General features: G+C 70.1%; 21 protein-coding genes. 6 read left to right on the forward strand and 15 right to left on the reverse strand.

What is annotated here, in order from left to right; genetic code table 11:
- The first annotated feature begins 424 nt into the window (after window positions 1–424).
- The 3 genes from D7X55_RS12330 to D7X55_RS12340 all read left to right on the forward strand — a co-directional run bounded on the left by D7X55_RS12330 (window position 425) and on the right by D7X55_RS12340 (window position 6,896).
- Window positions 425–1,009, forward strand: a complete 585-nt coding sequence (locus D7X55_RS12330) for a GAF domain-containing protein (RefSeq protein WP_120548272.1) — start codon at window positions 425–427, stop codon at window positions 1,007–1,009.
- Window positions 1,010–1,153: 144 nt separating this feature from the next.
- Window positions 1,154–3,034 carry a serine/threonine-protein kinase gene (locus D7X55_RS12335; RefSeq protein WP_121723165.1) on the forward strand — a complete coding sequence of 627 codons (1,881 nt, stop codon included), beginning with the start codon at window positions 1,154–1,156 and terminating at the stop codon, window positions 3,032–3,034.
- Window positions 3,035–3,119: 85 nt separating this feature from the next.
- Complete coding sequence (locus D7X55_RS12340; protein WP_120548270.1) at window positions 3,120–6,896, forward strand: tetratricopeptide repeat protein; 3,777 nt, start codon at window positions 3,120–3,122, stop codon at window positions 6,894–6,896.
- 60 nt (window positions 6,897–6,956) lie between these two features.
- Here the strand turns inward: D7X55_RS12340 and D7X55_RS12345 are convergent, their stop codons facing one another.
- A complete protein-coding gene (locus tag D7X55_RS12345; protein WP_121723166.1) occupies window positions 6,957–8,069 on the reverse strand; it encodes an isoaspartyl peptidase/L-asparaginase family protein in 1,113 nt (370 codons plus the stop codon).
- Window positions 8,070–8,278: 209 nt separating this feature from the next.
- Here D7X55_RS12345 and D7X55_RS12350 point away from each other — a divergent pair, with 209 nt between their 5' ends.
- Entirely contained in the window at window positions 8,279–8,944 is a 666-nt protein-coding gene (locus tag D7X55_RS12350) for a type 1 glutamine amidotransferase domain-containing protein (protein ID WP_121723167.1), read from the forward strand.
- A 1-nt stretch (window position 8,945) separates the two neighbouring features.
- Here the strand turns inward: D7X55_RS12350 and sufT are convergent, their stop codons facing one another.
- From sufT to D7X55_RS12385, 7 genes are read right to left on the reverse strand one after another with little or no spacing between them, the layout of a single operon-like run.
- Window positions 8,946–9,497 (reverse strand): putative Fe-S cluster assembly protein SufT, encoded by a 552-nt coding sequence (gene sufT / locus D7X55_RS12355; protein ID WP_121723168.1) that lies wholly within the window; start codon window positions 9,495–9,497, stop codon window positions 8,946–8,948.
- Window positions 9,498–9,506: 9 nt separating this feature from the next.
- Window positions 9,507–9,959: a Fe-S cluster assembly sulfur transfer protein SufU gene (gene sufU / locus D7X55_RS12360; RefSeq protein ID WP_014393962.1), complete on the reverse strand. Its 453-nt coding sequence runs from the start codon at window positions 9,957–9,959 to the stop codon at window positions 9,507–9,509.
- A complete protein-coding gene (locus D7X55_RS12365; protein WP_121723169.1) occupies window positions 9,956–11,185 on the reverse strand; it encodes a cysteine desulfurase in 1,230 nt (409 codons plus the stop codon). Before D7X55_RS12365 ends, sufU begins: the two co-directional genes overlap by 4 nt.
- A complete protein-coding gene (gene sufD, locus D7X55_RS12370; RefSeq protein WP_121723170.1) occupies window positions 11,182–12,492 on the reverse strand; it encodes a Fe-S cluster assembly protein SufD in 1,311 nt (436 codons plus the stop codon). The genes D7X55_RS12365 and sufD overlap by 4 nt, the downstream gene beginning before the upstream one ends.
- Window positions 12,489–13,271 (reverse strand): Fe-S cluster assembly ATPase SufC, encoded by a 783-nt coding sequence (sufC, locus tag D7X55_RS12375; RefSeq protein ID WP_121723171.1) that lies wholly within the window; start codon window positions 13,269–13,271, stop codon window positions 12,489–12,491. Before sufC ends, sufD begins: the two co-directional genes overlap by 4 nt.
- Entirely contained in the window at window positions 13,271–14,710 is a 1,440-nt protein-coding gene (gene sufB / locus D7X55_RS12380) for a Fe-S cluster assembly protein SufB (RefSeq protein ID WP_120548263.1), read from the reverse strand. The genes sufC and sufB overlap by 1 nt, the downstream gene beginning before the upstream one ends.
- On the reverse strand, window positions 14,707–15,204 hold the full coding sequence (locus D7X55_RS12385; protein WP_120548262.1) for an SUF system Fe-S cluster assembly regulator: 498 nt from the start codon (window positions 15,202–15,204) through the stop codon (window positions 14,707–14,709). Before D7X55_RS12385 ends, sufB begins: the two co-directional genes overlap by 4 nt.
- A gap of 157 nt (window positions 15,205–15,361) precedes the next feature.
- Here D7X55_RS12385 and D7X55_RS12390 point away from each other — a divergent pair, with 157 nt between their 5' ends.
- The gene (locus D7X55_RS12390) at window positions 15,362–16,561 is read left to right on the forward strand and encodes an ABC transporter substrate-binding protein (RefSeq protein ID WP_120548261.1); all 1,200 of its coding nucleotides are present in this window, start codon (window positions 15,362–15,364) and stop codon (window positions 16,559–16,561) included.
- Between the two features lie 39 nt (window positions 16,562–16,600).
- Here the strand turns inward: D7X55_RS12390 and D7X55_RS12395 are convergent, their stop codons facing one another.
- The 6 genes from D7X55_RS12395 to D7X55_RS12420 are packed head-to-tail and all read right to left on the reverse strand — an operon-like array spanning window position 16,601 to window position 21,364.
- Window positions 16,601–16,780, reverse strand: a complete 180-nt coding sequence (locus D7X55_RS12395; protein WP_120548260.1) for a hypothetical protein — start codon at window positions 16,778–16,780, stop codon at window positions 16,601–16,603.
- Complete coding sequence (locus tag D7X55_RS43320) at window positions 16,767–17,051, reverse strand: hypothetical protein (protein ID WP_158626361.1); 285 nt, start codon at window positions 17,049–17,051, stop codon at window positions 16,767–16,769. The genes D7X55_RS12395 and D7X55_RS43320 overlap by 14 nt, the downstream gene beginning before the upstream one ends.
- Complete coding sequence (locus D7X55_RS12405; RefSeq protein WP_120548259.1) at window positions 17,051–17,935, reverse strand: hypothetical protein; 885 nt, start codon at window positions 17,933–17,935, stop codon at window positions 17,051–17,053. The genes D7X55_RS43320 and D7X55_RS12405 overlap by 1 nt, the downstream gene beginning before the upstream one ends.
- Window positions 17,935–19,041, reverse strand: a complete 1,107-nt coding sequence (locus D7X55_RS12410) for a hypothetical protein (protein ID WP_147470091.1) — start codon at window positions 19,039–19,041, stop codon at window positions 17,935–17,937. Before D7X55_RS12410 ends, D7X55_RS12405 begins: the two co-directional genes overlap by 1 nt.
- Entirely contained in the window at window positions 19,038–20,546 is a 1,509-nt protein-coding gene (locus D7X55_RS12415; RefSeq protein ID WP_233609813.1) for a hypothetical protein, read from the reverse strand. Before D7X55_RS12415 ends, D7X55_RS12410 begins: the two co-directional genes overlap by 4 nt.
- 56 nt (window positions 20,547–20,602) lie before the next feature.
- Complete coding sequence (locus D7X55_RS12420; RefSeq protein ID WP_120548298.1) at window positions 20,603–21,364, reverse strand: TadE/TadG family type IV pilus assembly protein; 762 nt, start codon at window positions 21,362–21,364, stop codon at window positions 20,603–20,605.
- A gap of 227 nt (window positions 21,365–21,591) precedes the next feature.
- Between D7X55_RS12420 and D7X55_RS12425 the strand changes: the two genes are divergently transcribed.
- A complete protein-coding gene (locus tag D7X55_RS12425; RefSeq protein ID WP_147470092.1) occupies window positions 21,592–22,287 on the forward strand; it encodes a hypothetical protein in 696 nt (231 codons plus the stop codon).
- 50 nt (window positions 22,288–22,337) lie between these two features.
- Here the strand turns inward: D7X55_RS12425 and D7X55_RS12430 are convergent, their stop codons facing one another.
- Window positions 22,338–23,894 (reverse strand): DUF4388 domain-containing protein, encoded by a 1,557-nt coding sequence (locus D7X55_RS12430; protein WP_120548255.1) that lies wholly within the window; start codon window positions 23,892–23,894, stop codon window positions 22,338–22,340.
- Between the last annotated feature and the right edge of the window lie 166 nt (window positions 23,895–24,060).

Below are 24,060 nucleotides of genomic sequence, written 5' to 3' on the forward strand. Positions count from 1 at the left end.
GCCGGCTCCCGCCGCCGAGGCGAAGACCGAGGCCGCCGCCCCCGCCGCGCAGGGTGAGATGAAGGCCGAGACCAAGACCGAGACCAAGACCGAGGGCAAGGCCACCAAGAAGGGCACGAAGACCAAGACCGAGAAGAAGACCACCACCGAGACGAAGACCGAGGGCTGAACCCTCTCTTCACTCGCGACCTGTTTCGCCTCCAAGGGACGCAACAGGACGTGGTGCCCGGCAGGGGCGCTCTCTTCACGAGGGCGCCCCTGTTCGCGTTTTCGGGACCCACCCCCGGCGCTCCTCCCCTTGGGTTTCCAGTAAAACCACCATTTGACAGGAACAGAGGAATCGCGCATAACAGGACATGTGTGGATGCCGATGCATCCACGACAGGAAGGGGTGCCCCCCTCCCCCCCTTCAAGCGAGACGGTCATGGTGGAAGCGTTCACGAAGGTGTCCGAAGCTTCGCGGTTGCTCCTGGACAAGGGCCTGTGCCCGGCCACGGGTACGGATGCGCTGGGCATGGTGGCCCGCCCGCTGAAGGTGGACCGCGCGTGCCTTTTCGAGAACCGCACCACGAACCTGGCGGGCCGGTTCCTCACGGACCTGCGCTACGCGTGGGCGGAGCCGGGCGTGGTGTCCCCGCTGGCGCACCCGGTGCTGCGCTCGCTGCCCCTGCGCGACTACGCCATGGCGTGGATGGACATGCTGGAGGCGCAGATGGCGGTCTCCTGTGTCACCAAGGACGCGCCGCCGATGATGCGCGAGCTGCTGGAGCGCCAGGGCGTGCAGTCCGTGCTGCTGTGCCCCATCGTCCCGGCCAAGCAGTGGTGGGGGTTCGTGGCGTTCGAGGACTGCCAGAAGGCCCGCATCTGGCGCCCGGAGGAGATTTCGCTGCTCAAGTCGCTGGCGCGCGCCGTGGGTGCGTCCGTGCGGCACGCGAACATGCGCTCCTCGCTGTCCCAGGTGCGCACGAACCTCACCAGCGTGCTGCGCCCCGTCGCCGGGGACACCTGAGCCCACCTGTCGTTCACGCCCGGAGGGTTCACCCGGGTCATGGCCGCCCGCCCACCCAGCGGGCGGGAGGGGGCACAAAGGGCAGCTGGGGAGCAATAACGCGGCGGCCCGTTTCTGCTAGCCTCGCCGCCCTGTTCCCCGCCCATGTCCTCGTTCGAGCCCACCGCCATCAGTCGTTCCCGGCCACCTGATCTCATCAGCGGCTACCGCTTGGAGAAGCTCGTCGGAGCGGGCGGCATGGGAGAGGTCCACAAGGCCACCCAGCTGTCGCTCGGCCGCACGGTCGCGGTGAAGCTGCTGAACCCGGAGCTGGCCAAGGATCCGTCGTTCATCGCGCGCTTCCAGAAGGAAGCGGCGGCGCTGGCGACGCTGAGCCATCCCCACGTCGTCTCCATCGTCGACAAGGGGAAGACGGACACCACCTACTACCTGGTGATGGAGTTCGTGGACGGGCCGTCCCTGCGCGAGCTCATGCGCAGCCCGTCCATGGAGACGCCGGTGCTCCTGCGCCGGATGCTCGAGATCTGCCGGGCCATCGAGTACGCGCACGGCCGGGGCGTCATCCACCGCGACCTGAAGCCGGAGAACATCCTGCTGGATCAGCAGGCCGGCGGCATCGCGAAGGTGTCCGACTTCGGGCTGGCGTCCTTCCTGGATGACGCGTCCGCGGCGTCGCGCTTCGCGCTGACGTCCACGCACGTGTCCATGGGGACCATCTCGTACATGGCGCCCGAGCAGCGCGTGGACGCGAAGAGCGCGGACGCGCGGGCGGACATCTTCTCCCTGGGCGTCATCCTCTACGAGACCTTCACCGGCGAGGTGCCGCTGGGCACCTTCGATCCGCCGTCGCGAAAGCGCCCGGGCCTGGACCCGCGCGTGGACGCCATCGTGATGCGGTGCCTCAAGCCGGATCCGGACGAGCGCTATCCGTCGGTGACGGCGCTCATCGCGGACCTGGAGCCGCTGGTCCCCGGCAGCCTGCTGTCCATGCCGCCCCTGCGCCTGACGCGCTGGCAGCGGGCGAAGGCGTCCATGCGCCGCGCCGCGCGCGTGACGGCGCAGACGGCCGCGGGGGTGACGGTGCTGGCCGCCGTGGGCGTGCTGGGCGTGGCGTACAACCGCAGCGGGCAGGTGCGCGTCCAGCCGCCGCTGGCCGGCAAGGCCATCATGTCCGACGAGCTGCGGGACGCGCCCCGCAACGGCCCGGGCCGGGTGGAGGACGTCACCCCGGACAAGCGCCGCGTGACCATGGGCGACGGTCCAGACCTGCCCCAGATGCTGGTGGCCGGCCGCACGCTGAACTTCGAGAACAAGGCCCTCGTCTTCCCTCCCGTGGACGAGGAGAAGAAAGAGTCGCACGTCGGCCGCGCGCGCGTGGACGTGCTGGGCATGGTGGGTGGCGTGGCCCGGCTGACCGCCCGCGTGCGCGCTGAAGCGCCGCCGGCCACGTGGAAGCGCCGCCTGAAGGAGCTCTGGGACGGCCCGCCGCCGGAGCCGGTGGCCTCGCTGGGGCTGATGGGCCGGGACGGCCGCTTCGTCACGCTCGTGCACCACGGCGCGGGCGCGCCGCTGACCCTGGAGTGGTCCCTGGGCGAGCGCGGCGGCGCCATGCTGGGCCTCGCGTCCCCGGAGGGCGACGTGCGGCTGGAGCTGTTCGTCACCGAGGACGGCGTGATGCAGGCCTTCGTCGGCCAGGGGAAGGATCAGCGCCCCATCGCGGAGCCGCTGAACCTGGGCCCGGACTGGCAGGCCCACTTCGGTGAGCCCCCGGTGCCGGCCATCGGCTGCATCGAGGGCACCTGCACCGTGGAAGGGCTCACCTACACGGTGGACAAGCCCGCGCCCGTGACGGAAGGCCCCACCACGCCGGTGGTCGCCGTCCCGCAGCAGCCGCCCCGCACGGTGGCCGCCAACACGGTGCCGGCGAAGGCGGTGGTGGCCAAGAAGCCCGCGCCGCCGCCGCCCCCGGTCAAGCGCCCGCCGGTCAAGGCGGCTCCCGCCAAGCCCGCCCCGAAGCGCCGCTAGGGGACCGGGCGGGGTCGGCGACGAACAACCACCGCAAGGGGAATATGGCCTCTCCGGGGGGATTGCATTATCCCTCGGCTCCCCTATGCGCACCTTCCGCCGCGGCCTGACCGCGCTCGCACTCGTCGCCGGGCTCACCGGCTGCCCCCGGCCCTCCTCCGTCGTCGCGCCCCACGTGCTCGAGTCCGCCGCAGAGCGGGCCGGCCAGGGGGACGCGGAGGCGCGCACGCTCGCGTTCGCGGGCTTCCACGCGTACCTCGTCGCGGGTGACGTGAAGCTCGCGCAGGAGCGCTTCGACGCCGCCGTGAAGAAGGACCCGGGCGACCCGTACGCCCTGGAGGGGCAGGCGCTGCTCGCCCGCCGCAACGGCCAGTCCGACCGCGCGCTCGCCGCGTCGTTGGAGCTGGTGAGGCGCGCCCCCCAGCACCCGGTGGCCGTCATCGCCGCGCGCTACGTGCTGGACCGCGTGGGCACGTCCCGCGCGGAGGACGACGCCATCCTCAAGGGCGTGGACGCGGGACTCGCCGGGGGTGCCCGGGGTGAGACGGCCTACCTGCTGCGCGCCGCGCGCCTGTCCGTGGCCAGCCTGCGCGCGGACACGGCCGCGCAGGCGCTGACGCTCAAGGATCTGGGCGGCGCGAGCGAGGCCACGCTGGTGGGGCCCTTCTCGCCCTTCCACGTCCTGTCCATCGACGAGCCCATCGCGCCGGAGAAGGACGGCTCCTTCGCGGGCCCCTTCACGGGCGCGTACGGCCCGCTGGCGGTGCGCACGGTGCGCTCGCCGGACGGCCGGCTGGACCTGGGCGGCGAGCCCGGCCACGGGGACATGTACGCGCTGGGCATCGACGCGGAGGTGGCGCAGGCCGGCGTGTACGTGCTGCGCACGGTGAGCCAGACGTCGCACCGCGTGCTGATGGACGGCGCGCCCGTGCTGGAGCGCCGCGACTGGGCGCGCACCGCGTCCACGGTGACCGTGCGCGCGCTGGAGCTGCCCGCCGGCAAGCACCGCTTCGTGGTGAAGATGTCCCGCGACAACACCCAGGGCGGCATGTCCTTCGCGCTGGTGAAGGCGGATGGAAGCGCCTCCGGCGTGCGCCTCACCGCCGCCACCGGGCCCGCGCCGCGCTGGAACGCGAGCGCCCCCGGCGACGTGGAGGCCCCGGACATGTACCCGGGCGCGGAGGACCTGGCCCAGGCGCTCCAGGGCGAGGCCGGTGGGACGCTGAGCACCTTCCTCGCGGTGCGCGACGGCCTGTCGCGCGACCTGGACGGCACCCAGCGGCTGATGGCGAAGCTGGAGGCGGCGACGCCCGCGCTGCTCACCCTGCGCGCGGAGCAGGCCGCGCAGGACCGCGCCATCCCGTCCAAGGTGGCGCGAGGCCGGGCCACGCGCGACCTGGAGGCGGCGCTGGCCAAGGACCCGGGCAACGTGCAGGCGCTGCTGTTGCGCGCGGACCTCTTCCTGGATGACGGCCAGCCGGCCACCGCGCTGGACACGCTCAAGACGGCGCGCGACGCGGTGAAGCCCGCGGGCTTCCCGGTGCACATCCTGATGGCCCGCGCCGCGCTGGCGCTGGACGTGGACGCGCAGGCGGAGGTCGCCCTGGCCTCCGCGCTGGAGGCCCAGCCGGGCCTGTGCGAGGCGCTGGGGTTGCAGTACTCGCTGGCCCGCCGCCGCGACGCGGTGGCCCGCACGGACGACCTGGTGAAGGCCCAGGAGGGCTGCCCCGGCGCGGAGGCGCGGCGGGTGGACCACCTGCGCACGCGCGGCGACCTGGACGGCGCGGCGAAGGGCTACGCGCAGCTGCTGTCGCAGGACCCGGACAACCTCACCACCGCCGCGGCGCTCTCCGGCGTCTACGTGAGCCAGCGCCGTTACGACGACGCGGCGAAGGTGCTCCAGGCGCAGGCCGCCGTGTGGCCGCGCAACGCCGAAATCCTCAAGCGGCTGGCGGACGTGCGCGAGTACGCGGGCCAGAACGCGGAGGCGCTGAAGCTGCGCGAGCAGGCGCTCAAGCTGGACGGCACGGACCTGGCGCTGCGCCGCGCGGTGGAGCGCGCGAAGACGGGCAAGGAGGTCCTGGCGGCGTACGCCATCGACGGCAAGGAAGCGCTGAAGGCCTACGAGGCCGCGCCCGTCACCGGCGGCAGCGCGGCGGCGTACGTGCTGGACGCGGCGGCGGTGCAGGTCTTCCCGGACGGCTCGCTCGTCAACCGCATCCACACCATCCAGAAGGCGCTGGAGCAGTCCGGCGTGCAGGAGATCGCGGAGGTGAACATCCCCCGCGGCGCCCAGGTGCTGGCCCTGCGCACGCTCAAGAAGGACGGCCGCGTGCTGGAGCCGGAGAACATCGAGGGCAAGGACACCATGAGCCTGCCGGGCGTGCAGGTCGGTGACTCCGTGGAGGTGGAGTACCTCTTGCCGGAGAGCGACCGCGGCCCCGCGCAGCCGGGCTTCACCGCGTCCGCGTTCTACTTCCAGATCGCCAACCAGCCGAACGCGTGGAGCACGTACACCGTCGTGGCCCCCAAGGGCAGCGGCATGAAGGTGGACGCGCACGGCATGAAGGCGCCGCCGCCGGAGGTGAAGGGCGACGCGGAGGTCTTCCACTACGACGCGCGCCGCGTGCCGCCGTTCATCCCGGAGCCGGACGCGCCGCCCTCTGGCAATGAGTACCTGCCCTTCGTGATGGTGGGCGCGGGCGAGACGGGCAACGACGGCCTGGCGCGCGTGTATGGCGACGCGTTCCAGGACCGGTGGATCCGCACCTCCGAGGTAGAGGCGTTCGCGCGCCAGGCCACCGAGGGCAAGAAGGGGCTGGAGGCGGTGAAGGCGCTGCACGCGGCGGTGATGAAGCGCTTCTCCGGCCGCGACGCGAGCCTCGCGCAGTCCGCGGCCTCCACCGTGGCGCAGGACCGCGGCAGCCGGCTCACCGTGATGAAGGCGGGCCTGGAGACGCTGGGCATCCCGTCGCGCATCGCGGCCATCCGCACCTTCAACACGGACCCCGCGCCCTACCTCTTCCCGGCGGACGCGCTGTTGCCCTACGCGGCGCTGCGCGTGGAGGTGCCGGGAGAAGAGCCGGTGTGGCTGGACACGTCCGTGCGCTTCGGCCCCTTCGGTGAACTGCCGGAGGCCGCCATGGGCGAGCGCGAGGCGTACCTGCTGCCGGAGCCGGGCAAGCCCCTGCAGAAGGTGAAGACGCCGGCGCTCAAGCCGCGCGCGGGCAAGGACGTGAAGCTCACCCTGGAGCTGGGCGCCGACGGCAGCCTCAAGGGCCAGGGCGAGGAGACCTACTCCGGCTTCGAGGCCGCCCAAATCGCCGAGGCCTTCGAGCAGCTCTCCGCGGAGAGCCGCAACCAGGCGCTCCAGGGCGCGGTGTCGCGCTACTTCGGCGGCGCGGAGCTGTCCTCCGTGAAGCTGGAGCGCCAGGAGGCCGTGGGCGCGCCCTTCGTGCTGCGCTACGCGTTCACCGTGCCGCGCTTCGGGCGCATGGAGGGCGACAGCCGCATGGCGCTGGCCCCCCTCACCTTCCCCGCCCTGCTGGGCCGGCGCTACGTGCAACTGTCCACGCGCACCACGCCGCTCTACATCGACGACACGGAGGCCAGCCGCACCCACGTCTCCGTCACCCTGCCCCAGGGCTGGAAGCTCAGCGACCCGCAGGCGGGCCTGAAGGTGGACAGCCAGTTCGGCCACTACACCCGGACGGAGAAGCAGGACGGGCGCACGCTCAGCATCGCGGAGACCTTCAGCCTGCCCCGCGCCCGCGTCTCCCCGGCGGAGTACGAGAAGTTCTCCGCCTTCGCCGGTGACGTGGACCTGCTCCAGGTGCGCGAGCTGTTCCTCGTGAAGCAGTAGTCCCCGCGCGGCCGCCGCGCATCACGTCAGTGGTGCGCGGAGCCGGGCTCGGCCGCCTGCCTAGGGCTGCTGGAAGATGGCGACGGTGGACGTGCCGTCCTCGCCGATGTAGCCGCGGTACATGCCGCTGGAGTTGAAGGGCGTGGCCACGTGGCCCTGCCGGTCCATGGCGATGACGCCGCCCTCACCGCCGGCCTTCACCAGCACGTCGTTGATGACGTGGTTGGCGGCCTCCGGCAGCGGGAGCTCCTGGTACTCGACGCGGGCGCAGATGTCGCGCGCCACCGTGTAGCGGATGAAGAACTCGCCGTGGCCCGTGGCGGAGACCGCGCAGCGCTCATCCGCGTAGGTGCCCGCGCCGATGATGGGCGCGTCCCCCACCCGGCCGAAGCGCTTGTTCGTCATTCCGCCCGTGGATGTGCCCGCCGCGAGGTTGCCCTCCATGTCCAACGCGACAGCGCCTACCGTGCCGAACTTGTGGTCCCCCGTGATGGGGTCCACGCCCGGCGTCAGCGATGAGCCCGCGGGGGGAGCCTCCTTCGCCTTCTCCTGCTCCAGCGCGCGCTGGAGGCCCTGCCAGCGCTCCTCCGTGTAGAAGTACTTCGCGTCCACCAGGGGCATGCCCTGGGACTGGGCGAAGGCCTCCGCGCCGTCGCCCACCATCATCACGTGCGGCGACTTCTCCATCACCAGGCGCGCCAGGTCGATGGGGTTCTGGATGTGGTGGACGCCCGCCACCGCGCCGGCCATGCGCGTCTTGCCGTCCATCACGGCCGCGTCCAGCTCGTTCACGCCGTCGTGGTTGAACACCGCGCCCTTGCCGGCGTTGAAGTACGGCGAGTCCTCCATCACGCGGATGGCCGCCGTCACGGCGTCCATGCTGCGTCCGCCCTTCGCCAGCACCGCGTGCCCCGCCTGGAGCGCCTGCGTGAGCGCGGCGCGCATCGCGGCCTCGCGCTCCGGGGTCAGGTTCTCACGCGAGATGACGCCCGCGCCGCCGTGGATGACCAGGCCCCACCTGGGCTTCACGCGCGGGGCCTCGTCCGTGCGCAGGGCGGCCTCGTCACGCGCGGCGCCCGCCTGCGACGACGTGGCGCAGCCCAGCGGGGCCAGGAGCAGCGCGGTGCTCGCCAGCAGGCCGCGGTGCAGCCGGGAAGGGAACGAGGGGGACATGCCGTGCGCCTCCAGAAGGGAAACCCTTTCGTAAAGCTGTTCCCCAGGGGCGTCCAGCGCCGCCGCGTGCCGCGCCGCACCACGCCTCCGGAGGGCGTCACCCCAAGCGCCTGCCTGCCCGCCTGCCCTCTGCTTCCCCTCCCGGAAGGGCATGTGCACCGTGCAGGTTCGGGTTGTAGGGCAGGGCTGGACATCGGGAGGACGGGGCAATGAAGAAGCTGAAGGGGATGCGGGTGGCCGTGCTGGCGGCGGATGGCTTCGAGCAGGTGGAGCTGACGCGGCCGGTGAAGCGCCTGGAACGCGAGGGCGCGCACGTCACCATCGTCTCCCTCCACAAGGGCCGCATCCGGGGCATGAACCTGCTGGTACCCGGCCGCAAGGTGCGCGTGGACGCCACGCTGCGCGACGTGAAGGCCGCGGACTTCGACGCGCTGCTGTTGCCCGGCGGCTTCATGAACCCGGACTTCCTCAGGCAGAGCGCCCTGGCGCTGGACTTCGTGAAGGACGCGGACCTGCTGGACATGCCCATCGCGGTCATCTGCCACGGGCCGTGGCTGCTCGCGTCGGCGGGGCTGCTGGAGGGCCGTCACCTGACGTCCTGGCCGGGCATCCGCAACGACATGGAGAACGCGGGCGCGCACTGGACGGACGAGCCCGTGGTGCGCGACGGCAACTGGGTGTCCAGCCGGGGGCCGCACGACCTGCTCGCCTTCGAGCACGCCATGGTGGAGCTGCTCGCGGAGCGCATGTCGCCCGCCATCGAGCGCCGCACCCCGGCGGAAGCCGCGCCGCGCTGGCCCCGGTGGCTCGCGGGAGGCCTGGCCGCAGCGGCCACGCTGGGCCTGGTCGCACGCGGCCGGAAGGCGCTGGCCTAGCTCACATCCAGCCCAGCTGGAGCCGCGCGACGTCCGTCATGCGGCTCTGGTCCCACTGCGGCTCCCAGACCAGCTCCACGTTCGCTTCCTTCACGCCGGGGAGCGCGGACACCTTGGAGCGCACGTCCTCCACCAGCACCTGGCCCATGCCGCAGCCGGGCGCCGTGAGCGTCATCTCGATGTCCACGCGCTGGCCGCCTTCGTCCAGCGGCGTGGCCTTGCACGCGTACACCAGGCCCAGCTCCACGATGTTCACCGGGATCTCCGGGTCGTAGACCGTGCGCAGCTGCTCCCAGACCTGTTCCTCGTGAAACTCGCCGGGCGTGACGGACTCCTCCGCCGGCTTCTCCTTGGCGGCGTACTCCTCGCCCAGCACGTCCGCGTTCTTCTGGTCGATGCGGAACAGCTGGCCGTACGGGTCCTGCACGGTGACGTTGCCGCCCAGCGTCTGCACCACCGTCAACTCCGAGCCCGCCGGCAGCAACACCTTGTCCCCGCTGGGGATGAGCATCGCGTCCACGTCGCGCTCGATGACCGTCATCGCGCCTCGCATGACCCCTCCCTACTCCGTCGACACCGACGTGGAGCGGCCATCCAGCGCCGCGTTCAGCGTGTGCCACGCCAGGCTCGCGCACTTCACCCGGGCCGGGAACTCGCTCACGCCCGACAGCACCGCGAGCTTGCCCAGGGACTCCACGTCCACCTTGTCCGGGCCTTCCGTCACCAGCGTGTGCACGCGCTCGAAGAGCGCCTGGGCCTCTTCCCGCGTCTTGTCCTTCACCGCGCCCGTCATCAGCGACGCGGACGCCTTGGAGATGGCGCACCCCTGGCCCTGGAAGCCGATGTCGCGGATGACGCCGTCCTCCAGCTTGAGCGTCACGGAGAGCTGGTCGCCGCACAGCGGGTTGTAGCCCTCCGCCGCGCAGGTGGCGCCCTCCACCACCCGGAAGTTGCGCGGGCGCTTGGAGTGCTCCAGCACCACCTCCTGGTACAGGTCCTTGAGGTCCGAGCTCACGCGAACACCTCCCTCACCTTGTTCAAGCCCTTCACCAGCGCGTCCACGTCCTCCGGCGTGTTGTAGAGCGCCAGCGACGCGCGCGCCGTGGCCGCCACCCCGAAGCGCTGCATCAGCGGCTGGGCGCAGTGGTGCCCGGTGCGGATGCAGATGCCCTCCTGGTCCAGGATGGTCCCCACGTCGTGCGGGTGGACGTCCTCCAGCGTGAACGACAGCACGCCCGTCTTGTGCGGCGCCGTGCCAATGAGCTTCAGCCCCGGCACGGCCTGGAGCGCCTGCGTCGCGTACGCGAGCAGCCACTGGTCGTGCTGGGACACGTTCTGCATGCCCACGGACTCCAGGTAGCGGATGGCCGCGGCCAGCCCCACCGCGCCCGCCATGTCCGGCGTGCCCGCCTCGAAGCGGTGCGGCACGCGGTTGTAGACGGTCTTCTCCATCGTCACGGAGAGGATCATGTCCCCGCCGCCCTGGTACGGCGGCAGCGACTCCAGCATGGCCAGCTTGCCGTACAGCACGCCGATGCCCGTGGGCCCGAAGAGCTTGTGCCCGCTGAAGGCGTAGAAGTCACAGCCCAGGTCCTGCACGTCCACCGGGAAGTGCGTCACCGACTGCGCCCCGTCCACCAGCACCGGGATGTTCCTGGCGTGCGCCTTGGCCACCAGCTCCTTGATGGGATTGACGGAGCCCAGCGCGTTGGACACGTGCGTAATCGCCAGCAGGCGCGTCTTCTCCGTGAGCAGCGCGTCCACGGTGTCCATGCGCAGCGCGCCGGACTCGTCCACGGGGATGACGCGCAGCTTCGCGCCCGCCGCGTCGCACACCATCTGCCAGGGCACGATGTTGGAGTGGTGCTCCATGGCGGAGATGAGCACCTCGTCACCCGGGCCCACGTGCTTGCGGCCGTAGGTGGCGGCCACCAGGTTGATGGCCTCCGTGGTGCCGCGCACGAAGATGACCTCGCGCACGTCCTTGGCGTGGATGAAGCGGCGCACCGTCTCGCGCGCGTCCTCGAAGGCCTGCGTGGCGCGCTCGGAGAGGATGTGCACGCCGCGGTGCACGTTGGCGTTGTCGTGCGTGTAGTAGCGCGTGATGGCGTCCAGCACCGCCTGCGGCTTCTGCCCCGTGGCGGCGCTGTCCAGGTACACCAGCGGCCGGCCCCGCACCTCCTGCCGGAGGATGGGGAAGTCCGCGCGCACCCGCGCCAGGTCGAATCCAGGCCCGCTCATCCCATCACCTCCGCCGTCCCCGGCAGCTTCTCCGCGAGCAACGCCTCCACCCGCGCGCGCACCGGCCCTTCCGGCACCGCGCGCACCAGCTCGCTCGCGAACGCCTGCGTCAGCATCCGCTCCGCGTCCACCTTCGGGATGCCGCGCGAGCGCAGGTAGAACAGCGCGTTGTCATCCAACCGGCCCACCGCCGTGCCGTGGGCGCACTTCACGTCGTCCGCGAAGATCTCCAGCTGCGGCCGCGCGTCCACCTGCGCGCCCTCGGAGAGCAGCAGGTTGCGGCTCTGCTGGGACGCGTCCGTCTTCTGTGCGTCCTCGCGCACGCGGATCTTCCCGTGGAAGGTGCCGCGCGCGCGGTCGTCCAGCACGCCCTTGTACAGCTCGCGGCTGGAGCAGTGCGGCACCGCGTGGTCCAGGTCCGTGCGGTTGTCCAGGTGCTGCGTGCCCCGGCCCACGAACAGGCCGTTGAGCACGCACTCGCCGCCCTCGCCCGCGAAGGCCGCGTGCACTTCGTTGCGCGCAAGCAGCCCGCCAAAGGAGAACGCGTGCGACTGGAAGCGGCTGTCGCGCCCCTGCCGCGAATACAGCCCGCCCAGGTGCAGCGCGCTGTCGCCCTCCGTCTGGAGCTTGAAGTGGCGCAGGCTGGCGTTGTCCCCCAGCGACACCTCCGTCACCGCGTTGGTGAACGTCGCGCCTGTACCCAGGCCCGCGTACGTCTCCACCAGCGTGGCCTCGCTGCCCTCGCCCGCCACCACGACGATGCGCGGGCTGGCCAGCACCGGCCCGTCACCGCCTCGCGCGAGGAACAGCAGCTGCACCGGAACCTCACTCAAGGCCCGGGGCGCGAGCGTGAGCAGCGCGCCCTCTTCCAAGAGCGCCGCGTTGAGCGACGTGAAGGCATGCGCGGACGGCCGGGAGAACTGGCCCAGCGTCTCCTGGAGCAGCACGCCGTCCTCACGCAGCGCCTGAGACAGCGGCTTGAGCACCACGCCGCGAGGCAGGCCGGAGAGCACCGACAGCGCGGGCACGAAGCGCCCGTCCACGAACACGAGCCTCGGGCCGGGCAGCGCCAGCCGCGCCACCGCCTGCGCCACGTCGTCGCCCGCGGACACGTTGCTCACGGGCTGGAACGGGTGCGACGACAGCGTGGCCACGGGCGTGTACTTCCACTCCTCGTCCTTGGACGTGGGCAGGCCGCGCGCCTGGAACCGGCTCAGGCCCTCTTCACGAAACGCCTGGAGCCACGCGGGAGCGTCCCCGCGGGCCTGGAAGGCCCGGGCCACCTCCACGTAGTGGGACGCGCTCATGGCCGGGCCTCCTTCGCCTTGCCGGCCCCCTCCGCGCCAATCCAGCCGTAGCCCTTCTCCTCCAGCTCCAGCGCCAGCTCGCGTCCGCCCGAGCGCACGATGCGGCCCGCCGCCATCACGTGCACGCGGTCCGGCACGATGTAGTCCAGCAGCCGCTGGTAGTGGGTGATGACGACCATCGCCCGGTCCTTCGAGCGCAGCGCGTTCACCCCGCCCGCAACGATGCGAAGCGCATCGATGTCCAGGCCGGAGTCCGTCTCATCCAGCAGCGCCAGCCGGGGCTGGAGCACCGCCATCTGGAAGATCTCGTTGCGCTTCTTCTCTCCGCCGGAGAAGCCCTCGTTCACGGAGCGGTTCATGAACGCCGCGTCCAGCTGCACGAGCTTCGCCTTCTCCTTGGCCAGGGAGAGGAAGTCCATCGCGTCCAGCTCTTCCTCGCCCTTGGCGCGGCGCTGCGCGTTGAGCGCCGTGCGCAGGAAGTGCAGGTTGCCCACGCCCGGAATCTCCACCGGGTACTGGAAGCCCAGGAACACGCCCGCCTTCGCGCGCTCCTCCGGCGGCGTGCCCAAGAGGTCCTTGCCGTCGAACCGCACGGAGCCCTTCGTCACCTCGTACGTCTCACGCCCCGCCAGCACGCCCGCGAGCGTGCTCTTGCCGGAGCCGTTGGGCCCCATGATGGCGTGCACTTCACCGGCACCGACTTCCAGATTGATGCCCTTGAGGATGTCCTTGCCAGCCACGCGGGCATGCAGGTCCTGGATGCTCAATAGCGACGCCATCACCCCACGCTCCCTTCCAGGCTCACGCCCAGCAGCTTCTGCGCCTCCACGGCGAACTCCATGGGCAGCTCCTTGAAGACCTGCCGGCAGAAGCCGTTCACGATCATCGACACCGCGTCCTCCTGCGAGATGCCGCGCTGCCGGCAGTAGAAGAGCTGGTCCTCGCCAATCTTCGACGTGGAAGCCTCGTGCTCCACCTGCGCGGTCGCGTTCTTCACCTCGATGTACGGCAGCGTGTGGGCGCCGCACTCGTCGCCCAACAGGAGCGAATCGCACTGCGTGTAGTTGCGTGCGTTCGCCGCGCTCTTGAGCACCTTCACCAGGCCCCGGTACGTGTTCTGCCCGCGGCCCGCGGAGATGCCCTTGGACACGATGGTGGACCGGGTGTTCTTCCCGATGTGCACCATCTTCGTGCCCGTGTCCGCCTGCTGCCGGTGGTTGGTGAGCGCCACCGAGTAGAACTCGCCCACCGAGTCATCCCCCTTGAGGATGACGCTGGGGTACTTCCACGTAATCGCCGAGCCCGTCTCCACCTGCGTCCACGAAATCTTGGCGCGCTGGTGCGCGATGCCGCGCTTGGTGACGAAGTTGTAGATGCCGCCCTTGCCTTCCGCGTCGCCCGGGTACCAGTTCTGCACCGTGCTGTACTTGATGGACGCGCCGTCCAGCGCCACCAGCTCCACCACCGCCGCGTGCAGCTGGTTGGTGTCGCGCATGGGCGCGGTGCAGCCCTCCAGGTAGCTCACGGAGGCGCCTTCGTCCGCGATGAGCAGCGTGCGCTCGAACTGGCCCGTGTCCGCCGCGTTGATGCGGAAGTACGTGGACAGCTCCATGGGGCACTTCACGCCCTTGGGCACGTAGCAGAACGAGCCGTCGCTGAAGACCGCGGAGTTGAGCGCCGCGAAGAAGTTGTCGGAGAAGGGCACCACCGTGCCCAGGTAGCGCTCCACCAGCTCCGGGTGCTCACGCACCGCTTCGGAGAACGAGCAGAAGATGACGCCCGCCTTGTAGAGCTTCTCCCGGAACGTGGTGGCCACCGACACGGAGTCGAAGACGGCATCCACCGCGACGTTCTGCAGGCGCTTCTGCTCCTCCAGCGGGATGCCCAGCTTCTCGTAGGTGCGGAGGATTTCCGGGTCGACCTCCGACAGGCTGTCCTTCTTCGGCTTCTGCTTGGGCGCCGAGTAGTAGCGGATGGCCTGGTAGTCGATGGGGTGGTACTTCACCGCCTGCCACGAGGGCTCCTTCAGCGTGAGCCAGTGGCGGTACGCCTTCAGGCGCCACTCCAGCATGAAGGCCGGCTCGTTCTTCTTCGCGGACAGGACGCGGATGACGTCCTCGTCCAGGCCGGGCGGCAGCGTGTCCGCCTCCACCTGCGTGACGAAGCCGGCCTGGTAGCCCTTGCGCGTCAGCTCCTGGAGGGTTTCGGTGGTGCTCATGAACGGACTCCCGTAGCGGAAGGAGGAGCGCCGAGGGACGCCGGCAGGCCCAGGCCCACCAGGCGCTCCGGCATGCGGGGCGCGGGCGCGCGCAGGTCCGCGAGCGTCAGCTTCCCCAGCGCCTCCTGGATGGCCTGGTTGATCAGCCGCCAGTGGCCCCGCACCTGACAGACGGACTCCAGCTCACAGGGCCCGGCGGGCTTGCCCTGGTGCTGGCCACACTCCGTGAGGGACACCGGCCCCTCCAGCGCGGACACCAGCTCCGCCAGGGAGATGGCCTCCGCCGGACGCGCCAGGCCGTAGCCGCCGCTCGCCCCCCGGTGCGACACCACCAGGCCCGCCTGCAACAGGCCCTTCAGGACCTTGCTCGCGGACGGAAGCGAGACACGCGTGCGCGCCGCCAGCTCTCGCGTGGTCCGGGTCTCCCCGTCCGCGCGCGCCAGCTCGGCCATCAGCACGATGCCGTAGTCGGTCATCTTGCTCATCCGGAGCATGAGTGGGTGTCTCCTCAGGGCTGTCCGCGGGCCCCATGCCCGCGACGGTCTCTTATGTAATGTGGACCGCCGCAGTCCACATTCAAATCGGGCCACAACGGGCTAGGGTGGGGCCGTCCGCTTTTTGAGTCTGACTCCCCCTCGAGGAGCCCTACCGATGCGCCGTCCCCTCCCCCTCCTGCTCACCGCGCTGGCCCTGGCCCTGGTGGGTTGTGAGAAGAAGTCCGCTCCGGCCCCCGCGCCCGCGCCCGCCACGCAAGCAGGCAGCGCCACCACGGCCCCGCCGGGGCCTCCGCCGGAGGGCTCCATCCTCATTGGCGAGGTGGGCAGCCTCACCGGCTCCGAGGCCACCTTCGGCATCTCCGCGCGCAACGGCATCGACCTGGCGCTGCAGGAGGCCAACGCCGAGGGCGGCGTGCGCGGCCAGAAGCTGGTGGTGCGCGTCTACGACAGCCAGGGCCGGCCGGAGGAAGGCGCCCAGGCCGCCACGCGGCTCATCGCGCAGGACAGGGTGGTGGCGCTCTTGGGCGAGGCCGCGTCGTCCGTGTCCATGGCCATGGCGGACAAGGCGCAGGCGGCGAAGGTGCCCATGATTACGCCCACCTCCACCAGCCCGGAGGTGACGAAGAAGGGCGACTACATCTTCCGCGTCTGCTTCATCGACCCGTTCCAGGGCCTGGTGATGGCGAAGTTCGCGCGGGAGAACCTGAAGCTGTCCAAGGTGGCGGTGCTCACGGACAACAAGAGCGCCTTCTCCGTGGGGCTGGCGGACGTCTTCAACCAGAAGTTCAAGGAGTTCGGCGGCACCATCGCCGGCAACGAGAGCTACTCCAAGGGCGACACGGACTTCCGCGCGCAGCTGACGTCCATCAAGAACATGAAGCCGGAGGCGGTGTTCGTCCCGGGCTACTACACGGACGTGGGCATCATCGCCAGGCAGGCCCGTGAAGTCGGCCTGCGCGTGCCGCTGCTGGGCGGTGACGGCTGGGACTCCGACAAGCTGTACGAGCTGGGCGGCTCCGCGCTGGAGGGCAGCTACTTCTCCAACCACTACTCGCCGGACAACCCGGACCCCGTCGTGCAGAACTTCCTGAAGAAGTACAAGGCCGCCTACGGCAGCGTGCCGGACAGCGTGGCGGTGCTGGCGTACGACGCCGCGCGCCTGCTGGTGGACGCGATGAAGCGCGCGCCGGATACGTCAGGCCCCGCGCTGCGTGACGCCATCGCGGCGACGAAGGACTTCCCGGGCGTGGCGGGCACCATCAACCTGGACGCCAACCGCGACGCGGTGAAGCAGGCCGTGGTGATGAAGGTGCACGACGGCAAGGCGGTGTTCGTCACCACCGTGAAGCCTTGAAGGCAGCGCGCTGCTCTCTCCGGCCGCCCGTCCCCGCTGTCAGGGGATGGGCGACTGGATGACGTAGTAGACGGAGTGGAAGTACTTGTGCAGGGCGTTGATGAGGGCGACGAGGAAGGGCCAGCCGAACACGGTGAACCCGAAGAACGCCGCGATCACGACGCTGTACTCCACCATCGCCTGGCCCCGGGCCAGCTGACGCGGCTCACCGCGCTTCATCGCGCCCCTCCTTCTGCTCCCGCCGCGACGCGTCCCGGCCCGCGGCTTCATCGCGGCACTCATTGACGCACTGGTCGCGTGCCTTGCCACACTCCGTGGCGCAGGAGGGCGCGCCCTTGGGGCCCGCGTACTTCGTGCAGATGGTCTTGCACTGCTTGGCGTCCTCCTCGCAGCGCTTGAGGCACGAGGGCAGGCCCGCCTGCGCCACCGGCCCCGCCAGCACCACCGCGGAGGCCAGCGCGGCCTGGACCCAGTTCATGAAGTGCTTCATCACGGACTCCCTTCGCCCCGTTCCGGGGCGGCATTGCCTCGCTGCATCAGCGACAGGTTGAACTCCACGCCCGGCTGCAGCAGCTGGGGGCGGCGCAGGCTCAGCTGGCCCCGCATGCCCTCGTGACTGACGTCGAAGGCCACCACCTCGCCCTGCCCTTCCGAGGACGGCCCCATCTGCCAGCCCCGGGAGCGCAGCGTGTCGCGCCACGCGGACTCCGCCTCCACCAGCGTGCCCTCCGTGGAGGTGCCGGCCACCTGGTACTGGGTGAACCCCTCCAACCGCAAGGTGAGCAGCTGCGGGTCCACCACGGTCATGGGGATGGGCAGCCAGGGGGGCAGCGGCCGCTTGTTGCCGATGGCCGGGGCCACCTGCCCCGCTGACACGAACACCATGCTCTCGCCGTCCTGGTACAGCACCGACACCAGCCGGACCTCTTCACTCACCGGGCTCCAGTAGCCCACGTAGCCGCCGTTCTCCCCGTAGTCGTCCTGCAGCACGGGCAGGCCCTTCTCCAGGAGCAGCTTCCGGTAGTGCTCCAGCACCTGCCGGGGCTTGTCCTTCGTGGTGAACCAGGCCACGGCGATGGGCGCGTCCGGGCCCAGGTAGTCCGCGGCCAGCACCTCCGGACGGCGGGTCGCGTTCGGGTAAGGCGGGAAGTGCACCAGCGCCCGCGCGAGGATGGCCTCCTCCGCGGGCGAGCGCTTGTTCGAGGGCGGGGAGGGGAACTCCGCGTTCGCGCGGACCTCCGCCGCCTCCAGCTCCGTGGGCGCATTGCCGTAGATGACGTCCTCCATGGCGACGCCCAGGAGGGCCCCCACCACCGCGACCGCCACCAGCAGGGCCGCGGCCCGGCCCACCCACCTCGAACGCTCCGACGACATCAGCAGGACTCGGCGTTCTTGCAGCCCATGTAGTTGTTGCCCCGGTCCTTCAAGGTCTTCTCCGGCGCGTTGCGGTCCCAGTCCCGCCACTCGGTGTTGAAGTAGTACTCGTTGTCGCCGGCCTGCTTGATCTTCTCGGACGGGTTGCCCGTGCCCGTCTGCGGCTTGATGGCGACGTTGGGCGTGCGCGGGTTGTCCCCGAGCTCGAGCGAGCCGCCCAGGGAGACCGGGGAGACGAGGGGTCCCACGAGCGCGGGGCTGAGCAGGTTGTTGCTCATCGCATCGGAGAAGAACTCGGTGGCGGCGGCGCTCATGAGGCCGAAGCCGACGTTCGCGAGGTTCGTGTAGACGTTCGTCACGCGCTTGTAGAAGTCGCCGCTGCCACCGCCGAGCCCGCCCTTCTGGCCCGGGCGGATGCTCACGTCGTCGTTGATGGCCCAGGGGTCGGTGATGATGGACATCTGCTCCCAGGGCAGCAGGTAGGCGCTCGTACTGTCGCTGCCACTGGCCTGACCGTGGACGCTGCCCCCCTTGTCCTGCATGGTCTTGGCGAGGGGCTTCTTGGAGAACTCCGAGAAGGTGTTCTCGTTCAGCATGTAGTTCTGCACGCCGATGCGTCCGTTGCACTTGATGAGCCCGCCGTGGTTGAACTCATCCGCGAAGTCACTCTCGATGAGGATCCCCATCAGGCCCACCTGCTTGTCGGGGCCCGTGCACTCCACCTGCTGGGCGCCCGGGTTGAGCCAGCAAGGGTGGGCGGTCAGCGCGGCGTGCTCGTGGTGCGCCTCCGTCTGGCAGTCGCGCGCCTTGTCCCCATCCATCGTGTAGTCGTCCACGCCGGATTCATGGTCGCAGTACATCTGGCGCGCGTAGCCCTGCACCTGGCTGAAGTTGCCGTATTCCCCACCGCCCCCGCTCATCGCCCAGTCCTGGATGGTGTAGTCCCAGACCGTCGCCACCACCGCCTCCTGGGCGTCCAGCGCGTAGCGCAGGAGGTCGTCCAGGAAGAGGGCGTAGAGGAAGATGGGGATGAAGGCGATCATGCTCAGGGCCATCTCCACCGAAGCCGCGCCCCGGGCCCTGCGCGAAAGGAATGAGCGGTTCATAGGGCGAGGTCCTTGGCCACGGCGATCTGCGCGGCGTCCGCGTTGCCGGCGGCGCCCAGCACCTTGGCCACCTCCTCCGCCTTGAACGGGTGCAGCTTCGCGCGCCAGAAGGGGTTGAAGAGGTTGGGCTGCTCCTGCCAGCCGCCCTGCCCCAGCCGGTGGTAGTAGACGAGCGCCTTGGACACCGCCGCGCCCTCGTCCGCCGCGAGCGTCAGGGTGCCGGTGCCCTGCTCGCCGTGCGTGAAGTTGAGGGTCGCCGACGAGGTCAGCTCCCAGGGGGCCTGCTGGAGGTTCCCCGAGCGCAGGCTCTTGGTGACGTAGCTGTAGACGCGCGCCTGGCCGTAGTCCGCGTCCGCCTTCGGGTTGCCCCGGAACTTCATGAAGCAGTTGCTCTGCGGGATGCAGGAGAGCAGCGCCTTGGAGGCCACCTGCTTGAACTCGTGCTTGTCCTTGTGGCCCTGCTTCGGGCTGTGGCCACCGCCGCTCTCGTCGCTGTAGACCTCCGCGTCGAAGGGCATGTACGGCCCGATACCGTGGCGCCACTGGTTCATCATGGCGCCACCGTCCTCGCGCGAGACCACGGTGGTGCCCTGGATGCCCACGCCGCCCACGGGGTTCCAGTCCTTCTTGCCCTTCCCGATGCTCGCCGCGCTCTTCATGATGAAGGGGATGGGGGCGTGGATGCCCTCGCCGGGGATGTCGCTGATCAGCTCCTGCAGGAAGGTGGGGTGCAGGGTGAGGGGGAAGATGAGCGCCCCCGCGTCGCGGGTCGCCGGCCAGCCGGGGCGGGAGGCGTTGGCGATCTCCGTCATCGTCTTCTGGACCGCGACCTGCTTGGCGTTGGGCTCACCGCCCATGCACGGCATGCCATCCACCACGCAGTTGAACTCGTTGGCGTTCATGCCGCCCACGGCGCCCGCGATGTTGGAGGCGCCCTTCGCGTTCCACTCCGTCAGCTCCTTCAAGCCGCTGGAGGTGCCGCTGGTGACCGCCGCGACGACCTTGGCGTGCGTGGCGATCTGGGAGCCGTTGACGGCCTGGATGAGCTTCTGCAGGTGCTTGGTCGTGTCCTCGAAGGGGCCGTCCAGGTCCTTGATGTTGTCCGCGTACGTCTTGGCCTTCTTGGAGTACTTGTTGGCGACCTTGATGGCTTCGATGGCGTCCTTGCAGTGCTGGATGCAGGGAGGCCAACAGGCGAAGCACTCCAGGAACTCCATGCCCATGATGACGTAGAAGTTGTTCTGCGACGCCTTGAGCATGCCGTAGGTCAGGCTGGCCGTGGACATGTACGCGTGCATGCTGGTCATCGCCACGAAGGAGGCGGCGATGGCCCGGTTGCTGACCGCGTAGTAGTTGAGGGCTCGCGCCTCCAGGACGGCCATGGAGTAGGCCATGGTGTCGCTGTGCTGCTGCAGGTTGATCTTCTGCCGCAGCGCGTGGCTGAGGTTGAAGCTCAGCATCACCATCAGCGCCAGCACCAGGAAGGCCAGGCACGCCAGGACCATGGACTGGCCCCGGGCGCGGCGCCGGCGGCGGTGCGGGGGACGCGGTGCGGCCGCTTCTACTCCTGGAACGAGAAGAGGCATGTGTTGTCCTTCGGCAGCTTGTTCTTGCCCAGGTAGAGATTGGACTGCATCCGCATGGTGTAGGTGGCCCGGATGGGCACCACGTAGACCTTCTGACCCGCCGCCGTGTCGTAGTCGCCCATGTCTTTATCGATGTAGGCCTGGCGGGTGGTGTCTCCCTGCTTGCCCAACCGGATGACGTAGGGCAGCTCCTTCGCGCGCGCGATGTTGTAGATGACGACGTCCGCGAACGGGATGACCATGCGGTAGTTGAACGTGAGCTGGATGCGCAGCTTGGAGCGCTGGCTGTCCTTCCAGTCGCCGGAGCTGGTGATCTTCTCCGGGTTGTCGAAGTCCACCTCGCCGGAGGCGCCCCCCAGGTCACCCTCCACCGGACCGCAGATGGTGACCTTGGCGTACGGGATGTTGGTGGCCGTGATCCGGTTCGTCATCACCTCCGGCCACATCCACTTCTGCTGGAAGTCCGCCGCGCTGTTCACCGTCATCATGCTTTCGGTGCCGCCGCTGCCGCGGCTGATCATGGGCAGCAGCACCGCCAGCGCGGCGCGCTCCATCTTCTTCACGTCCGCGTTGTGGAGGGCGCCCGCGCGCACCGCCTTGTAGGCGGCGTACTTCGCCATCAGGCGGGCCTGGTGCATGAGGCCCAGCTGGAGCGTGCCCAGGATGAGGAACACGAAGAGTGGGAGGACGATGGCCGTCTCCACCGCTACCTGGCCTGATTGTCGTCTGTCCCGCATGTGCGGCCCCTGGATGCGCATGAGGTAGGTGTTCTACCGACTGATTACCGCCAGCTTCCATCCCGGCGCAACCCGCCGGGCATCCGCCAAGTGGCCGTGCCGTGGAGGCCGCCTCCTGTACTGGCGGACACTTCAAACGCGGAAGAACGGCGATGCTTGACGCCACGGGGGCCGCGTGATTCGGAGGGGGCGAGGCGTGGACGACGGCTTCCCGTGGGAGGTAGCGGATGAACTGGCGCAGGACTCGGCTCGTGGGATTGATGGCGACGTTGGTGCTGGCGGCATGCAGCGGCTGCAGCGACAAGGGTGACGGCGGCGACGACGATGATGACGACGGTCAGAACACCGGCGACACCAACCGCCCCGGTTTCGCTTCGAGCGACAAGCGCCCGGAGGGGGTGCCCTTCGCGCTGCCCGCGGGCCTGGAGCTGGTGGAGCCCATCCCCGGCATCGACATGTTCAAGTTGGAGGACTGCCGGGACGAGGACGAGACCGAGCCGCCCAAGGAGCATGGCAGCGGTGACCTGGTGCAGTTGTGCCTGAACTTCCGCAACAACACCGGCGCGCCCATCACCGTCGAGTTCCCGCCGGGCATCATCTTCGAGTCGGAGACCACCGACACCCAGCACGGCATCCTCGTGCAGAGGGCGTCCATCGTGGTGCCCGCGAAGCCGGTGTCCTACAAGCTGCTGTACCTCTACTGCCTGAACAACTCGCGCAGTGGGAGCGGCCCGAGTTCCCGCTACCGCAAGGGTCCCGTGACCCAGTACGCGGACTTCAAGGAACTCTTCGCGCTCCTGGAGAACAAGAAGATCCCCACGAAGCTGACGCCTGAACTGCAGCAGGCCGTCTACCACCTGACCCGGAACGAGGGCCTGTCCGCCAGCGACCGGTCCTACATCAACTCGCTGCCGAACAAGTAGGTCGCGTCCAGGCGGCCGGGGCACGGGGGCGGAAGTCCCCTGCCCCACCGTCAGCGCCGCCGGGCGATGTCCTGGATGAGCTCCACGTAGCGGCGCTGCTTGGGGTTCAACTTGAAGGCCTTGCGCAGGGCATCCTCCGCGAGCGCCCACTGGCCCTCGCCCCGGGCCACGTCGCCCAGGAAGGCCCAGCCCTCCTCCAGACCGGGCTCCTGGCGCGTCAGCTCCTGGAGTTCCTGGAGGGCCAGCCGGCCGTGCGCCTCCGGCTTCATGAGGTAGCGCGCCCAGGCGCGGTGGGCCTGGTACAGCGGCCGGGGGTCGATGTCGCAGGCGTATTCGAAGTACTCGAAGGCGCCCGCGAAGTTGCGCGCCTCCAGGCGCCGCTTGGCCTCGTCGAACTGGGTGGTGGCGTCCAGCAGGTCCGTGCGGATGCGGAACTGCTCCGCGGTGGAGGGGCGGCCGGTGCTGTTGCGCGCCTTCTCCCGCTGCGCCTGCCGGCGCTTCTTCCACAGCGCGTTCTGCTCCGGCTCCGACAGCGCGCCGTAGGCCCGCGCGTACGCGGCCAGCATCCCTTCCGCCTTCTCCTTCAGGTCCGCCGTCTGGAAGCGCAGCGGGGAGAAGCGGTCCGCGGCGGCGAGGAACGCCTTGCGCAGCGCCACCGGCTGCACGTCCTCCGGCACGTCCAGGAGCGCGAACGGATCCTGCCCGCGGTGGTTGAGGAACGCGCCCACCAGCGCGTTGCGCGCGGCCTCGTCCTCGTCCGAGAAGGGCGTGCCCGACGGGGCCTGCGAGGGCACGGGCACCGGCGTGATGACGGGCTCCGGCGCGGGTGCTGGGACGGGAGCGGCGGGGGCCTTGCGGGCCAGCTCCTCCGCGCGCGCGTCCACGTCCTCCACGAAGCCCGCCACGCCCAGGAGGCACAGCGCGTAGAGCCGGCGCAGCACGGCGTCCATGTCGAAGCCGGTGCGCTCCAGGAGCTCGTTGAAGGTGGGCCGCTGGCGCAGGGCCTGGAACAGGCGCGCGTCCTTGGAGGACAGCTTGGGGGCGGACTCCACGCCGGGCATCTGCCCGAAGCGGCGGTCGTCGGTGAAGGTGAAGTGCGTGGCGACGGTGTCGAAGGGCAGCTGGGTGGAGACGCCGGTGAGGATGAGCTGCGCGGTGTTGGCGCGCACGCTGGCGTCCGGGTTCTCCACGTCCGCGATGAGGCGGTACTTCGCCTCCGTCCAGCGGAAGCAGTCCAGCAGCTTGTGCGCCAGGTTCGCCTGGAGCTGCTTGTACAGGTCAAAGGGGCTGATGAGCCCCTTCTGCACGAGCAGGCCGCCCAGCTGCATGCCCGAGGACACGCTCTCCGCCAGGGACTTCTGGTAGTCCGCCTCCGACAGGCGGCCCTTCTCCACCAGGTACTTGCCCAGCGTCTCGTGCAGCAGGTTGGAGTGGCACGCCACCGGCGCGCCGTCCTCGAAGGTGATGCGCTTCTCGCGCTGGCGCACCTTGAGCTCCAGCGTGCAGGTGCGCTCCTCCATCATCAGCGCGTGCAGGATGAGCGGGAAGGGCGTGTCCGCCAGCAGCCCCTCGCGCTGGCGCAACACCTGGGACGGCGGGGGGAACATGCGCGGAAAGACTACTCCTCCGCGTCGTCGCCGCCCATGTCGTCCGTGGCGTAGGGCTCGTCGTAGTAGCCGCCGTAGGTGTCGTGCGCCGGCAGGTAGCGGGTCAGGTACGCCCCCACGCCCATCAGCACCAGGGCCACGGCGGCGTACGTGAGCGGGCGGGACG

This window comes from Corallococcus sp. AB049A, from assembly GCF_003668885.1.
GTDB lineage: Bacteria > Myxococcota > Myxococcia > Myxococcales > Myxococcaceae > Corallococcus > Corallococcus interemptor.